This window comes from Ensifer sp. SL37 (assembly GCF_026672675.1).
In the GTDB taxonomy this organism is placed as follows: Bacteria; Pseudomonadota; Alphaproteobacteria; order Rhizobiales; family Rhizobiaceae; genus Ensifer; species Ensifer adhaerens.
Window position 1 is genome coordinate 1,254,740 of the sequence record NZ_JAPPRN010000006.1, and the last position, 14,063, is coordinate 1,268,802.

General features: G+C 63.1%; 13 protein-coding genes and 1 tRNA gene. 6 read left to right on the forward strand and 8 right to left on the reverse strand.

Annotated features, from left to right (window positions below; genetic code table 11):
- Positions 1-76: 76 nt before the first annotated feature.
- The 3 genes from OVA00_RS18270 (at position 77) to OVA00_RS18280 (ending at position 3,781) form a co-directional block, all read left to right on the forward strand.
- The gene (locus OVA00_RS18270) at positions 77-388 is read left to right on the forward strand and encodes a hypothetical protein (protein ID WP_089043113.1); all 312 of its coding nucleotides are present in this window, start codon (positions 77-79) and stop codon (positions 386-388) included.
- Positions 389-596: 208 nt separating this feature from the next.
- Positions 597-1,625: a hydroxyacid dehydrogenase gene (locus OVA00_RS18275; protein WP_112983899.1), complete on the forward strand. Its 1,029-nt coding sequence runs from the start codon at positions 597-599 to the stop codon at positions 1,623-1,625.
- Positions 1,626-1,774: 149 nt separating this feature from the next.
- Complete coding sequence (locus tag OVA00_RS18280; protein WP_083523744.1) at positions 1,775-3,781, forward strand: adenylate/guanylate cyclase domain-containing protein; 2,007 nt, start codon at positions 1,775-1,777, stop codon at positions 3,779-3,781.
- Between the two features lie 3 nt (positions 3,782-3,784).
- Here OVA00_RS18280 and OVA00_RS18285 read toward each other — a convergent pair whose 3' ends face one another.
- From OVA00_RS18285 to OVA00_RS18295, 3 genes are all read right to left on the reverse strand, one after another.
- On the reverse strand, positions 3,785-4,732 hold the full coding sequence (locus tag OVA00_RS18285) for an adenylate/guanylate cyclase domain-containing protein (protein ID WP_060580579.1): 948 nt from the start codon (positions 4,730-4,732) through the stop codon (positions 3,785-3,787).
- Positions 4,733-5,009: 277 nt separating this feature from the next.
- Positions 5,010-5,096 (reverse strand) — tRNA-Leu (locus OVA00_RS18290).
- A 77-nt stretch (positions 5,097-5,173) separates the two neighbouring features.
- Complete coding sequence (locus tag OVA00_RS18295; RefSeq protein ID WP_326494150.1) at positions 5,174-6,601, reverse strand: phosphomannomutase; 1,428 nt, start codon at positions 6,599-6,601, stop codon at positions 5,174-5,176.
- 223 nt (positions 6,602-6,824) lie between these two features.
- Here OVA00_RS18295 and OVA00_RS18300 point away from each other — a divergent pair, with 223 nt between their 5' ends.
- Together OVA00_RS18300 and OVA00_RS18305 are read left to right on the forward strand one after the other, a co-directional pair.
- Positions 6,825-7,352 (forward strand): BA14K family protein, encoded by a 528-nt coding sequence (locus tag OVA00_RS18300; protein ID WP_089043344.1) that lies wholly within the window; start codon positions 6,825-6,827, stop codon positions 7,350-7,352.
- 232 nt (positions 7,353-7,584) lie between these two features.
- Positions 7,585-8,340, forward strand: coding sequence for a hypothetical protein (locus OVA00_RS18305; RefSeq protein ID WP_089043108.1), 756 nt, complete (start codon positions 7,585-7,587; stop codon positions 8,338-8,340).
- Here OVA00_RS18305 and OVA00_RS18310 read toward each other — a convergent pair.
- Entirely contained in the window at positions 8,329-8,670 is a 342-nt protein-coding gene (locus OVA00_RS18310) for a DUF6665 family protein (RefSeq protein WP_089043107.1), read from the reverse strand. The genes OVA00_RS18305 and OVA00_RS18310 overlap by 12 nt on opposite strands.
- 338 nt (positions 8,671-9,008) lie before the next feature.
- Here OVA00_RS18310 and OVA00_RS18315 point away from each other — a divergent pair, with 338 nt between their 5' ends.
- Positions 9,009-10,601, forward strand: coding sequence for a hypothetical protein (locus OVA00_RS18315; RefSeq protein WP_268089435.1), 1,593 nt, complete (start codon positions 9,009-9,011; stop codon positions 10,599-10,601).
- A 137-nt stretch (positions 10,602-10,738) separates the two neighbouring features.
- Here the strand turns inward: OVA00_RS18315 and rpsA are convergent, their stop codons facing one another.
- The 4 genes from rpsA to OVA00_RS18330 form a co-directional block, all read right to left on the reverse strand.
- The gene (gene rpsA, locus OVA00_RS18320; RefSeq protein WP_268090342.1) at positions 10,739-12,463 is read right to left on the reverse strand and encodes a 30S ribosomal protein S1; all 1,725 of its coding nucleotides are present in this window, start codon (positions 12,461-12,463) and stop codon (positions 10,739-10,741) included.
- 149 nt (positions 12,464-12,612) lie between these two features.
- Entirely contained in the window at positions 12,613-13,251 is a 639-nt protein-coding gene (gene cmk / locus OVA00_RS18325) for a (d)CMP kinase (protein WP_113079403.1), read from the reverse strand.
- Positions 13,248-13,490 carry a hypothetical protein gene (locus OVA00_RS39810; RefSeq protein WP_326494137.1) on the reverse strand — a complete coding sequence of 81 codons (243 nt, stop codon included), beginning with the start codon at positions 13,488-13,490 and terminating at the stop codon, positions 13,248-13,250. The genes cmk and OVA00_RS39810 overlap by 4 nt, the downstream gene beginning before the upstream one ends.
- Positions 13,487-14,053, reverse strand: coding sequence for a hypothetical protein (locus OVA00_RS18330; RefSeq protein ID WP_326494138.1), 567 nt, complete (start codon positions 14,051-14,053; stop codon positions 13,487-13,489). The genes OVA00_RS39810 and OVA00_RS18330 overlap by 4 nt, the downstream gene beginning before the upstream one ends.
- Positions 14,054-14,063 lie beyond the last annotated feature (10 nt).

Sequence of the window (14,063 nt, forward strand, 5' to 3'; positions counted from 1 at the left end):
GCCTATAGCGCAAGTTTGGCGTCGGCGATACCGTTGTCACGTTCCGCCCGCCGGCTGCCCTTTGAAAGTCCTGACGATGACGTCTTTTCAACCCGCCCTCGCTCTCTCCGCGCTCGCGCTGGCGATCGGGCTGACGGCCATGCCGGCACCGGCGCAGACCTATCGGGACCTGCCGGGCGTGCGCCAGATGGATCCGTTGAATGGTGGTGGCGACCAAACCGTATGCGAGCAGACCTTTGTCGACCGAAACTATCCGTTCGAATCGTCGGCCCGCGGCGGTCCCATCTACGACACGATCTACAACTGCCGCCGTGGCGACGGGCCGGTCTTCCAGGGCAGCGACCTGCCGCCTTCGCTCTATCGGCAGAAGCGTGGTCTCGGCTACTAAGCAAAAACACGACAAACAATCCTCGTGCGAAGACAGCATCGGGACCGCCACGCCGCTTGGCAAGCGGCGGAACTGTTCCTAGCCCACGGCCAGAGCATGGGCATCCTCCGTCTCAGCGCCGCGCAAAGGTCACGGTAGCGCTTTGAAGTGCTGCATGTTTTTATCCTTCGATCGACCCGATCAAAGGAAACCTGCAGTGGGAGGAACCATGCCCGACAACCGGCCGCTTGCCATCAGTGCACCCGCACCACGCACGCTCGATCTCATCTTCACACCGGAAACCCTCAAGGACCTGCATCGCCGCTACCGCATCGTCGAAGCGGACCCGGAGGATATCGCCGGCCTTGGCGACGACGTGCTCGGCAACGCCCACTACATCATCGGCCAGCCCCCGCTCGACCACGCCACCCTCAGGCGCATGAGCCAGCTGAAAGCGATCCTCAACGTCGAAAGCAACCTGATCAACAACATGCCCTATGAGGTGCTGTTCGAGCGCGGCATTCATGTGGTGACCACCGGGCAGGTCTTTGCCGAGCCAGTGGCGGAACTCGGCCTCGCCATGGCGCTCAACATTGCCCGCGGCGTCGTCGACGCCGACCTTGCCTTCCGTGAAGGCCGCGAACTCTGGGGTGGCGATGGCAACCGTTCGGCGCGCCTGCTTTCCGGCTCCGAGATAGGCATCATCGGCTTCGGCGATCTCGGCAAGGCCCTGAACCGCGTGCTCTCCGGTTTCCGGGCGAAAATCCGCGTCTTCGACCCCTGGATGCCGGCCTCGATCCTGCGGGACAATGGCGTTGAACCGGCATCGCTCGAGACCGTGCTGGGCGAAAGCGACTTCGTCTTCGTGGTTGCTTCCGTTACCAGCGAGAACGAAGGCTTCCTTGGCGAGAAGGCGTTTGCCCGCATGCGTCCGGGTGCCGCCTTCATTCTCCTCAGTCGCGCCGGCGTCGTCGATTTCGAGGCGCTGATGGCCGCGGTCGCAAGCGGCCATATCGTGGCGGCGAGCGACGTCTTTCCGGAGGAGCCCCTGCCGCTCGACCATCCCGTTCGCCGCCTGCCGGGCTTCCTGCGTTCGGCGCACCGCGCCGGCGCGCTCGACAGCGCCTTCAAGAAAATGGGCGATATGGTGCTTGAAGACATGGACCTGATGGATCGCGGCTTGCCACCGATGCGCTGCAAGCGTGCCGAGCGCGAAACCGTCGCGCGCATGCGCTCGAAGCCGGTAACGGTGAACTGAGACATTTTTCGCTGCGGATCTCGGCGGGATCGTGCATCCCGCCGATTAACGTGTTTTATGGGATTCGCATTTAACTTTTCTTGCACATGCGATCAACCTTGCACGTTAAGGTCGTCGCCGAGGCATCGTTACGGAATCAGAGAAACGCGATGGTAGACACGGCGCCCGGCGCTCGACAAGGCAAAGCACGCGATGGCTGGAACAGTTCGCTGCGATCGCTGTTCAGCCTCGTCATGGTCGCCATGCTGATCGTCGTTTCCGCGACGCTTGTCGGGCTCGACTACCATCGCTCGCGCAACGCCGCGATCGCTGATGCCGAGGCCAACATGCGCGGCTTCATGAACCGCCTTGTCGACCGGCTGGGCGTGCTCTCGGGCGACACTTCCGCCCTCGTCAATCTCGTCTCCTCCGTCGCCAATTCCTTCCTCGTGCCCCCGCCTGAGCGCATGAACGACAAGGTGGCGGTGCTTCGTGAAGGCATCACCCGCTCGCCGCACATCGATGGGGTCTATGTCGGCTACCCCAACGGCGCCTTCTTTCAGGTCGTCGACCTCAAGCAGGTTGCCTGGCGCATGGCGCTCGACGCGCCCCGTGGCGCCGCCATTGCGGTGCGCTCGATGGAAAGGGACTCAAACGGCAAGCCGCTCCAGCGCGTTCTCTTCGTCGACAAGGACGGCACGCAATTCTCCGAACGGCGGCTACCGCCATCGAGCTTCGACCCGCGCACGCGACCCTGGTATCGCGCGGCCGTCAACGGCAAGGCCGCGGTCTCGACTGGACCCTATGAAAGCGCCACCACCGAAACACTGGGCATGACCATCTCGCAGGCGCATCGCGGCAATCCGCAGATCGTCATCGGCGCCGATGTCGTGCTCGATACGATCACCGACTTCCTCGCCCGCGAACGGCTGACTGCTGGTTCGGTGTCCTTCATCCTCGATGCCGTCGGCCGGCCGATCATCCATTCCGACCGGGTGATGATGCGACGCATCATGGCGGCCAAGGACAAGGACGCCCCGATCGTGCAGGCCGACAGCGACCCGCTGATCCAGAGCATCCGCCAACATCCGCCAGCGCCCGGGAAGGCCGACTTCGTCCAGGTCGGGGACCGCACCTATCTCGTCATGGTAACGCCGCTCGAATCCGCGCTGCTTCTCTCCGGCAACCGCGCCGTGGTGGCCGCACCGCTCGACGAATTAATGGCGGACGCCAACAAGACGCTCGTTCAGGGGCTGGCGATTTCCGGGGCCGTGGTAGCCTTGGCGGTACTCGCCTCGCTGGTGCTGGCGCATCTGATTACCAAGGGGCTCAACCAGCTGACCGCCAGCGCCAACCGGCTGCAGGACCTCGACTTCACCACCCCGATCGATGTTTCCTCGCATGTCAGCGAAATCTCGACCCTCGGCGGCGCCATGAACCGGGCCCGCGATGCAATCTTCACCTTTGCGCTCTATGTGCCGAAGGAACTGGTGCGCAAGGGCATCGAATCCGGCCATTTCAGCGGCCGCTCCGCCTGGCGTCAGGAAGTCACCGCGCTCTTCACCGACATCTACGATTTCACCACGCTCAGCGAACGGCATTCGCCCGAGGAGGTGGTGGCGATGCTGTCGGAGTATTTCGATATCTTCAGCGAGACGGTCGGCGAGCACGACGGCACGATCATCCAGTTCCTCGGCGATTCGGTCTTTGCCATGTGGAACGCCCCGGCACCGGACGACAAACACGCCGAGAATGCCTGTCGGTGCGCGCTCGCGGTCCAGCAGCGCCTCAGCATCTTCAACGAAGCACAGCGCAAGAAAGGACTGCCGGAGTTCCGCACACGCTTCGGCATTCACACCGGCACCGCCGTCGTCGGCAATGTCGGCGCCAAGGAGCGGCTGCAATACACCGCCATGGGCGACACGGTGAACGTCGCCTCGCGCCTCGAGGGCATGAACAAGAACTACGGCACGATGATCATGGCGAGCGGCGCGGTCGTTGCCCATACGGGTGGCACGATCCACTTCCGGCCGCTCGGCACAGCGCAGGCCAAGGGCCGAGCCTCGGCCCTGGAGATTTACGAAGTGCTGGGCGCGGAGCCGAAAGAGCCGGAAGCCCTCGATGACGGCCCGAAGACACACGACAACTTGTCGGCCGGCTCCGAAAGCCGCGAATAGACGTCAGGAGCCGAGGCGGCGGCTCTGCCGGGTGACCCAGCGAATGCCGCCGACCACGGCGAAGGCGAGCAGTGGCCAGACGGCCCAGAAGACGCCGCGCCAGGTCAAGAGATTGATGGTGAGAAGCACCAATCCCGAGAGCACCAGTATGCCGATGCTGCGGTCCACCCACGGGTTGGTCTTGATCCAGGCAAGGCCGGCAAGGATGGCGAGGCCAAGCAGCGGCCAGACGGACCAGAAGGTTCCGTTCCAGGTCAACAGGTTGAGAGCGACCAAGCCAGCGGCAACGATGCAGAGAACCGGGAGCGATCCGCTCCTGATTGCCGCAATCACGCCCACCGGCTCCGGACGCGGCTTGGCCGCCTCGGCAGCGGCTGCTTCAGCACGGCGGCCGAAGGTCTCTGCGGCAAAGGTCGGACGGGGATCGTCCGCGCCGATGCGCACGGCATAGCTCGGCACACCGCCATCGATGTTCTTGACCTCAAGAGGCCCCAGAAAATCGAAACCGACGGCAACCTTGTTGCGCACCTGGTCGTACACGGTATTGGAGATGACGATGCCGCCAGCCGGCGCGGACGCCTGCAGCCTGGCTGCAACATTGACGCCGTCGCCGTAGAGATCGTCGCCCTCGGCGATCACGTCGCCGAGATTGATGCCGATGCGAAACAGCATCTGCTCGTCGGCCGCGCATTTCTCGTTGCAGCCGGCGAGTTCGTTCTGCACGTCGATCGCGGTGCGCAGCGCTTCCACGACGCTCGGAAACTCGGCGATCAGTCCGTCACCCCAGGTGTTGACGACACGGCCCTCATGCGCCTCGATGAGCCTTCCCATGGCATCGCGATGGCGCTTCAACGTGGCGAGCGTGCCCTCCTCGTCGGCGCGCATCAGCCGCGTGTAGTCCTGGACGTCCGCGGAGAATATGGTCGTCAGCTTGCGACGTGTCTCAGACATCGCTTCGTCCTTCTCAAAGCCGCCGCCCCGGCGGACGATAACATGGGACCGCCCTCACGCGGAAAGCCTGCCCTTCATAGCCGATAGAATATCAATGCTGCCGGCCCAAGCTTCAAGGCGCACCACGCGAAAATATCCTGGGCATGCAACCATCCTGGTCGAAGAGCGAGGCTCGGAAGGCAGGAAATCGCCACGGAATCCGGCCAAACGCCAGAAACGAAAAAACCCCGGCGAACCGGGGTTTTCAGAACCAAATCAAATATTTGGTTTGGGAATTTGGTGCCCAGAAGAGGACTCGAACCTCCACACCCTTTCGAGTACCAGCACCTGAAGCTGGCGCGTCTACCAATTCCGCCATCTGGGCGACGAGCGGGTGTGTAAAAGGCTCGAGTCGAAGTGTCAACAGGCTTTTTGAAGTTTTCGTGTCGGAGGACAAAAAACTCAGTTCGAGGCGGTTTTTGCCCAATGCCGGATTGTGGATAGACCGCTCGACAGCAGTCCCTCGGCCGCCTCGGCCGTGTCCGCCTCAACATAGCAACGCATCTCCGGTGCATTTCCGGAGGGGCGGAAGTGAATGATGCGACCGTCGTCAAGCGTCACCCGCAGCCCGTCGATGTCGCTGACGGCGACCGGCCGGCCGATCGGCGCCAGGAATGCCGCGAGATTTTCGTCGCCGCCGCGCAAATAGGCCATCAGGCGGGCGCTGGTTTCGACCGGGAAGTTTTCGAGCCGGTCGCTGAGCGCCACGGGAAGCCGATAGGAGGCGGCCAGCACCGACAGCGAGAGTTTGGCCTCTGCCGCCGCAGCCAGTGCGGCGACGATCGGCAGGACGCAGTCGCGAGTGGGCAGCGGCTGGAGGGTTGCGCCGTTGACGACGAAGGGGCTGGCCGTCAGCGTGCCGCCATTGGCCTCGAAGCCGGCGACCTTGGTCGACCCCTCGTCCAGAGCCTGCTGCATTCCGGCGATCACGAAGGGCGACCCGACGCGGGTACGCAGCACGGAGAGCCCTTCCCTCCGCTCCAGGCCCGAATTCGAGGTGACCGGCGTGACGACAAGCGTCGCACCGAGGAAGCCGCAGGCAATCAGCCCGAGGAGATCGCCGCGCAGCGGCAAGCCGTTCTCGTCCGCGACCAGCGGCCGGTCGCCGTCGCCGTCCGCCGATACAATCGCATCGAGCCGGTGTTCGCGGGCCCATTCCTGAAGGCGTTCGATCGTGTCGGTGGACACCGCTTCGGTATCGACGGGGATAAAGTGTTCCGAACGTCCAAGGGCGACGACCTCGGCGCCAAAGAAGGCGATCAGATCGGCGAGAAGATCCCGCGCGACGGTGCTGTGCTGGTAGACGCCGACCTTGAGGCCGGCGAGCGCGCCGGCGGGCAACAACTGCCGGTTTCGCTGGATGAAGAGCGAGGATGCGCGGGACGCATGGTCCTCACCAATCCCCTGATTGGCGACCGGCACGATCTGCCCGGCGATTTCATCGGCAATCCGGCTGATGGCGACTTCATCTTCCTTGTCGATTTCGCCATCCGGCCGATAAAACTTGATGCCGTTCCGATCAGCCGGGATATGGGAGCCGGTGATCATCAGACCGGCCGCTCCGCATTCGCGGCCATAAAGCGCAAGCGCCGGCGTCGGCACCGTGCCGCAATCGAAGACGCGCAGTCCTTCGCGCGCGAGTGCCGAGGCACAGACTGCCGCGATTTCCGGGCTCGAATCGCGAAAGTCGCGGGCGATCACGATCGGGTCACCCGGCTGGCTGCGCCCGGACGTCAGAAGATAGCGCGCAAACGCGGTCGCGTAGCGGGCCGAAGGCTCACCCTTCAGTTCCTCTGAAAGGCCACGCAGGCCGCTGGTACCAAACTTCAATTGCATCGCATTCTCCGCTGCCCGCTGCCGGGCGAAAAAGGGACAGAAACAAAACGGCGCGCACGCGGGACAAGCGCTTTCCGGGCAAGTTGGCCAAAGGCCGGAGCTCCGAGGCTCCCTTCTGCACGCTCCCTGCCCATTGCCATGAATAAACCAAGAAATGCAAACGTAATACAGACAGGGACACAACCGGAAGGCAGTGCTTTCCGAAAGCGAGGACAAAATGACGGGATTTCGCAATTTCGTTATCGGCTGCAGCTTGGCCGCCGCCTCCCTGATCACCCCCGTCGGACCTGCGCAGGCGATGCCGCTTCAGGCGCCCGACCTTCAGATCAAGGCACAAGGCGACGTCCAGAATGCGCAGTATTACCACCGCCGTTACGGCGGATATGGCGGATATGGCTGGCGCGGCGGTTGGGGGGGCCCCTATTACAGACGCGGATGGGGTAGCCCCTACTATGGCGGCTCCGGCCTGACCCTCTACTTCGGCTCGGGCGGATACTACGGCGGCGGTTACTATGGCGGCGGATACTACCCCCGCTACGGCTACTATCCCCGCTACGGCTACAATCGCGGCTATTATCCCCGCCGTTACTACGGCGGCAACTACTACTATCGCGATCGGTATGTCGGTGGCGGCAACGCCCATGTCAGCTGGTGCCTGTCGCGCTACCGTTCCTACAATCCGGCAACCAACCGGTTCTTGAGCTACGGCGGCGCTTACAAGGTCTGCTATTCGCCCTATCGCTAGAGCGCGGCGCTTCCGCATTAACGCACGAGAAACGCTCTAGCGCCTAATTGGGGCGCGGCCTGGCCGTACCGCCTGCGCACCTTCTCTCCGCCCCGCATTAGCGGGAGTTGGAAGTTTTGCGCGCCATCACCGGCGCTTGCGTGCCCCAACATCTCGGCAGCGCCAGTTAAACCGGCATTAACCGCGAAGGCCTACCGTTTCGAAACGATCCACTGTGCTGTCAGGATGAATCATGCTGCTTCCGACCCAGCAATCTGCCGCAACCGCAACGACCAATCTGGTCGGCTCGATTCTCAAGGACATCGAAAAGCGGCAGACGGAGGAAGAAGAAAAGGCCAAGGGTACAAAGGACGAGAGGTTCCTGAGGGCGCAGGTCGAGCCCGATGGCGCTCAAAAGGCCGCCAACGAGAAGATCAACGGCTACTTCTTCGATCATGCTCGCAACGACGCCAACAACAACCGCGCCGTGCTCATCCGTGAGGTCGGAAAATTTTTCGGCATCGAGCGCGAAACATTCAAGTCCGATTCCGCCTTTGCACGGGAAATCGAGAACCAGCTGAAGCAGCTGGAATTGCCCGCCATTGCGAAAATCGAGGAAGAACTGGGGCTCGACAAGCTCGGACTGTCGCTTACGGAGCTGGTCGAGGCGCTCAAAAACCCCGGCGGCCCGGAAAACGACGCACTGAAGGTTGCGCTCGGCGAAACGAGCGACAAGGGACCTCAAAGCGCTGCACAAGCCGCAAATGCCGTCGACCGCCTGAAAAGCGCGACGGAGCCTGCATCGACCGAGGAAGCCCAGCTCAACAGCCTGCGCGGTGACCCGACGCGCAGAACCGACAAGCTGTCGCTCGACGAAGAGGAGCAGCATCTGCGGGCGCTCCACCTCAAGGACGAGATGGAAAATATCGCCGACCAACGCACGGCAGCCGGCCCCTTTCTGCGCTTCGACGACAACGGCCTCTATAGGCTCGCTGCGCTAAGCCTCTGACGGCTTTCGGCGCACGATGCCGAGCCGCGCCATGACCTCCTTGGGTATGCCATAGCGGCGAACCACATCGCGGCTGTCACGCAGGCCGCAAATCTCCCGCTGAATGAGGAAGGCCCATACGGCATCGGCCGCCTCGTCGAGGGCCCGCTCGCGTAGATCCCTCGTCGCATCTCCCTTCAATGCCGCAAGCGCGGCAAGCGCCTTTTCGACCTTGAGGCCATGCCGGCCAAGCGCATCGGCGCGCTCGGACATCAATTCGTATTCGAGCACGTTGAAGGCGCCGGCCGTCGAGAAGTTCGGGCTTAGGGCTTTTGGGGGACGGACTGTCATCCGAAACTCCTGGCACAGACACCATTCGAGCCTGCAGAGCGGCTCCCTTAAAGATAGGCCCTGCCGACCCGTCCGCAAGCTGGGTCGCGACATGCCGGAAGCCGACATGGTTAAGAATTCATAAACCTCTTTGCCCTAACCTCAAACCATCATGCCGATTCTCCTATCCGCGGCCGAGCCGCGGCTGTCTGGCCATTCGCCACGACGCGCATGAGGCGCCAACCCGCAAGTGATGAACAGAAAGTCGCGCGCAAGCCGAAAAATCGGACCGCGCCCGAGCGCGTTTCGTCGTTCAACGACGAATGGTCAAACCGAGGTCAAGCGAGATGGAGACCAGAATGCTGATACCCATCCAGGCGGCTCGAACCGCGGCCCCAACGGAAGAGACGAGCGCAAGGACGCTGCAACCTGCAGCACCATTGACCGCCAGCCAGCGTGGCGAAGCCATACAGAAGATCCTCGATGCGCTGACTCGGCATCTTTCCGGTCGTGAGATCCTTTCGAAGGACGCGCTGGTGCGGCTGATGGAGGATCTGGCGCGCATCCTGAAGTTCCCGCCACTCCCGCAGGAGGGCGGGCGCGATTTCGTCCGGCGGTTGGTGGCCTTCCTCGAATCGATGCCGACGTCCGACCGGCTGCTTCTGGAGCGTCAGCTTGGCGGGCGCAATCTTTCAATCCGCGTCGGCCTGCTAGCGGACCTGCCGGCGATCCGCAACGGCACGAGCGCGCCGGGCGGCACCGCGACACCCATGCCGGCGCAGGCGCGCGACGTCATCCTGCGCAACCCCTCGCTCCAGCCGGCGCTGCCGTTCAGCCAGACCGCGGCACGCACGCCGCTCGGTGGTGAAGTCGCACTTCTACAGGCTGTGCTGCGCAAGACCTTTGGCGTCGGCAACGATGTGACCGAGCCGCAGGGCGAGGATCTGGACGCGGCCGGAACCGAAGAGCCATCAAAGATCGGAAGCGAAAAGCCCACGGAGCGGGGTGAGGCGCGCGCGAACGCCGCGAAGAGCGCGTCATCGGGCGACACGCCGATCGGGAGCGCTGTCTCGCTGCTTGCGGGCGAAGGCGAGATCGCGGAAGCGGCATCGCTGTCTGGCCCCATCGCCGAGGCCGAGCAGGACCTGCAATCCGGCGAAGTCGGACACGGCGAGACGGAAGCGCCCGCCGGAGAAAGTGCCGCAACACCGCTTGAAGCGCATGGCGCCGATGAAATGGAGGCTGCCGACACGATCGAAGGCGAGGATCCCGACGGCACCTACGGCCCGCTGCCCGATACCGACGAAGAAGACGGCCATAGGACCGCCGCCGCCGGTCGCAACGATCCGGAGGTGCGCTCGGCACGCGTGCTCTCCGAGGCCATCAAGACGCTCATCCGCGACAGCGTGGCCTTGCCTGCCGGCGCGGCCGATGGCGATCCGGGATCGGCGACGCAGCAGACGGACGAGCCGGCTACGCAGCCCCAGCCCGCTGCCAAGGAAGCTGGAATGCGCGTCGCTGTTGCCGCCGCCCGCCAGCGCGCCGTAACGGACGCCGGCACGACCTTGCCGTCGCTGCTCGACGATCGCTCCGAGGAGACCGCTGCACCACCGCGCGGACCCACGGACATTCGCCCGCAACGCGCCACGGACGAGCAGACGGTGCAGCAGATGATCGCCAGGCTGGTGGAAAACGGCCTGCCGCGCGAGGCCATCCCCTTCGCCATGATCCCCTATCCAGTGGCCGCCGGCGAGGTGGAAGGCGAAGACCATTCGCGCGGCATGCCCGGAGGCTCGGGCGAAGATGCAGCGGGTGAGGAAGAAACGGCACAAGAGGGAGGCGACGGAAATCCGGACGACGGAGAGCCGACCGGCGAAGCCATGCCGGAGGGCGAGGCACCGGAAACGCCCGACGCCTACGATCTTTACCGCAGGCTCGGCGGTCTCGGCTAAAACGCCGGTTCAGCCTTAAGCTCGGGCCTAGCTCCATCCAGAGCTGGGGGCCGATTTCACAATTCGGACTTGGTCAGAAAGAAAAACCCGCGGAGATCGCTCTCCGCGGGTTTTCCAATTCAAACGTCAGGCAACGATTATTCGTTGCTCTGGCGGTTCTTCAGAGCGGCGCCGAGGATGTCGCCGAGCGAAGCGCCCGAGTCGGACGAACCGAACTGAGCAACGGCTTCCTTCTCTTCAGCGATTTCCAGAGCCTTGATCGACAGCTGGATCTTGCGGTCCTTCTTGGAGAAGTTGGTGACGCGAGCGTCGACAACCTGACCAACCGAGAAACGCTCCGGACGCTGTTCGTCACGATCACGCGACAGGTCAGCGCGGCGGATGAACGAGGTGATGTCTTCGTGGTTGACGAGCTTCACTTCGATGCCGCCATCGTTGATCGCGATGATCTCGGCCGAAACAACGGCGTTCTTGCGCAGTTCGCCCGAAGCAGCGGCGTCGCCGACTGCATCCTTGCCGAGCTGCTTGATGCCGAGCGAGATGCGCTCCTTCTCGACGTCGACGTCAAGAACAACAGCGCGAACGACGTCGCCCTTGTTGAACTCTTCGATGACCTGCTCGCCCGGACGGTTCCAGTCGAGGTCGGAAAGGTGAACCATGCCGTCAACGTCGCCGTCGAGGCCGATGAACAGGCCGAATTCGGTCTTGTTCTTGACTTCGCCTTCGACTTCGGTGCCAGCCGGATGGCTATGCGCGAATGCCTGCCACGGGTTCTCGAGCGTCTGCTTGAGGCCGAGCGAGATACGACGCTTGGTCGGATCGACTTCGAGAACGACAACGTCGACTTCCTGGCTCGTGGACAGGATCTTGCCGGGGTGTACGTTCTTCTTGGTCCAGGACATTTCGGAGATGTGGATCAGGCCTTCGATGCCCGGCTCCAGCTCGACAAACGCACCGTAGTCGGTGATGTTCGTGACGGTACCGGAGATCTTCTTGCCGACCGGGTACTTCGCACCGATGCCATCCCACGGATCCGACTCGAGCTGCTTCATGCCGAGCGAGATGCGGTGGGTTTCCTGGTTGATGCGGATGATCTGAACCTTGACCTGCTGGCCGATGTTCAGGATCTCCGACGGATGGTTCACGCGGCGCCATGCCATGTCGGTGACATGGAGCAGACCGTCGATGCCGCCGAGGTCGACGAACGCACCGTAGTCGGTGATGTTCTTGACGACGCCTTCGACAACCTGGCCTTCTTCAAGGTTCTGAACGATTTCAGAACGCTGCTCGGCGCGGGACTCTTCGAGAACCGTACGACGCGATACGACGATGTTGCCGCGGCGCTTGTCCATCTTGAGGATTTCGAAGGGCTGCGGGTTGTGCATCAGCGGGGTGACGTCGCGGATCGGACGGATGTCGACCTGCGAGCGCGGAAGGAAGGCAACGGCGCCGTCGAGATCGACGGTGAAGCCACCCTTGACCTGGTTGAAGATGATGCCTTCGACGCGTTCGCCGGCTTCGAACTTCACTTCCAGGCGCATCCAGCTTTCTTCGCGGCGAGCCTTTTCGCGCGACAGAACAGCTTCGCCGAGCGCGTTTTCGATGCGCTCAACGTAGACTTCGACTTCGTCGCCGACCTTGAGCGAGCCGTCCTTCGCCTTCGCGCCGAATTCCTTCAGAGCGATGCGGCCTTCGACCTTCAGACCGACGTCGACAACGGCGACGTCCTTTTCGATGGCCGTGACAATGCCCTTGGCAACATAGCCTTCGGCGAGATCGGTCTTCGCGAAGGATTCTTCGAGAAGCGCTGCGAAATCGTCACGGGTTGGGTTGGTAGCAGACATGGAATCTCCTGCATGCATCTCACGGGGGAGACGCATATGCGCCGGGGGCTGGTGTTGAACAGGCCTGAACCCAGTCCGCCCCATCGAAGGGACAATCCGGCGCGTGGACGGAATTTCAGGCTTATGCAAGAAGAGCGATCCTGACAGTGTCGGGGATGGGCTCTTCTTCAGATCTTCTTGATCAGGGCCGCATCGATCAAAGACTTCGCGGCCTGAAACGCCGCCTCTATACTCATTTCAGACGTATCAAGCAAGTGCGCGTCGTCGGCCGGGCGCAAAGGACTGTCGGCGCGGCCCATATCACGCTCGTCGCGCTTCTTCACATCTTCGAAAATGGCCCCAAAATCGGCCGGCTGGCCGTTGCCGATGATCTCGTCATAGCGACGTTTCGCCCGGACTTCCGGTGACGCCGTGACGTAGAGTTTCACCGGCGCATCCGGGCAGACGACCGTGCCGATGTCGCGGCCGTCGAGCACCGTGCCGGGCTCGCGCAGCGAAAAAGCCCGCTGCGCCTCGACCAGCGCCCGGCGCACGGCCGGCATGACCGCAATCTTCGATGCGGCCTCGCCGATCGCGTGGGCGGAAAGCACCGAGCGATCGAGCCCGGCCAGTTCAACCTCGCGCGCCACCTTCTCGGCGACCGCCTCGTCGTCGAGCGGCAAGCCGCCATCGAGCAGCGCCTTGGCGGTGGCGCGGTAGGTGAGGCCGGTATCGAGATGATGGAAGCCGTATTCCTCGGCGATGCGGCGCGAGAGCGTGCCCTTGCCGGCTGCGGCCGGTCCGTCGATAGCGATGGTGAACGTCATTTTCCAACCTGCATATGTATGTGGTCGTCGTGCCTGGCGGCCCGGCAACCCTGAAACCGAATGGACCCCGCTTCGACGCCAAGTCTCTGCGCCAGATGCGGCTCCACGAAAATCTTCTCGATGCCGAAACCGCTCCCCTCGGCCGAGAGCCAGCGGAGCGCCTCTGCGGTCCGGCCTTCTTCCAGCGGCAAGGGCCGCCACAGCGATTGCAAGAAGTCCAAGTCCCAGCGCAAGGTCAAGAGGTCTTCGCGATCCCGGCATGGGAGAATGCTGTCCGGTCGCGGCTGCTCGAAGGCAAAATAGCCGATCGGCGAGCGGGTCGCCTTATCCTCATAATCGCCCTCGGCATCCTGATAGAAGAACGCGACATCGAGCTTCCGACCGTCCGAATGGGACAAATGCGGAAGAGCGGAAAACCGTCGAAGAACGGAAAGTTGGCGTCGAGCGCCAAGGTGGTCGTTCCGGGGAATACCTGATCCACATGGCGTGACAGGGCAGCGGCCGCTTCCTTCAGTTCCGGAACGACATATTGGCGGTTCAGGACACAGAAGAGCGGCGACTGCATTTTCAGCCGCGACGTGCCGTCGTCGAAACAGGGCAGAGGAACGCGGCCGAAGATCGGCGCAATGGCATAGCTGAGCGCGGTCCCTGCCGCATAGAGGCCGAGAAAGAGCGCCAGAAATACGGCAACGCCGGCTCTCCTTCGACGCAGGAGCCCAAGAGTGACGATCCAGACGGCGCCACCGATCTGCGTCAGCAACGTCAGAAGAACCACGACCGCGAGTGTCAGCAGCCATCTCATTGTTACCGCC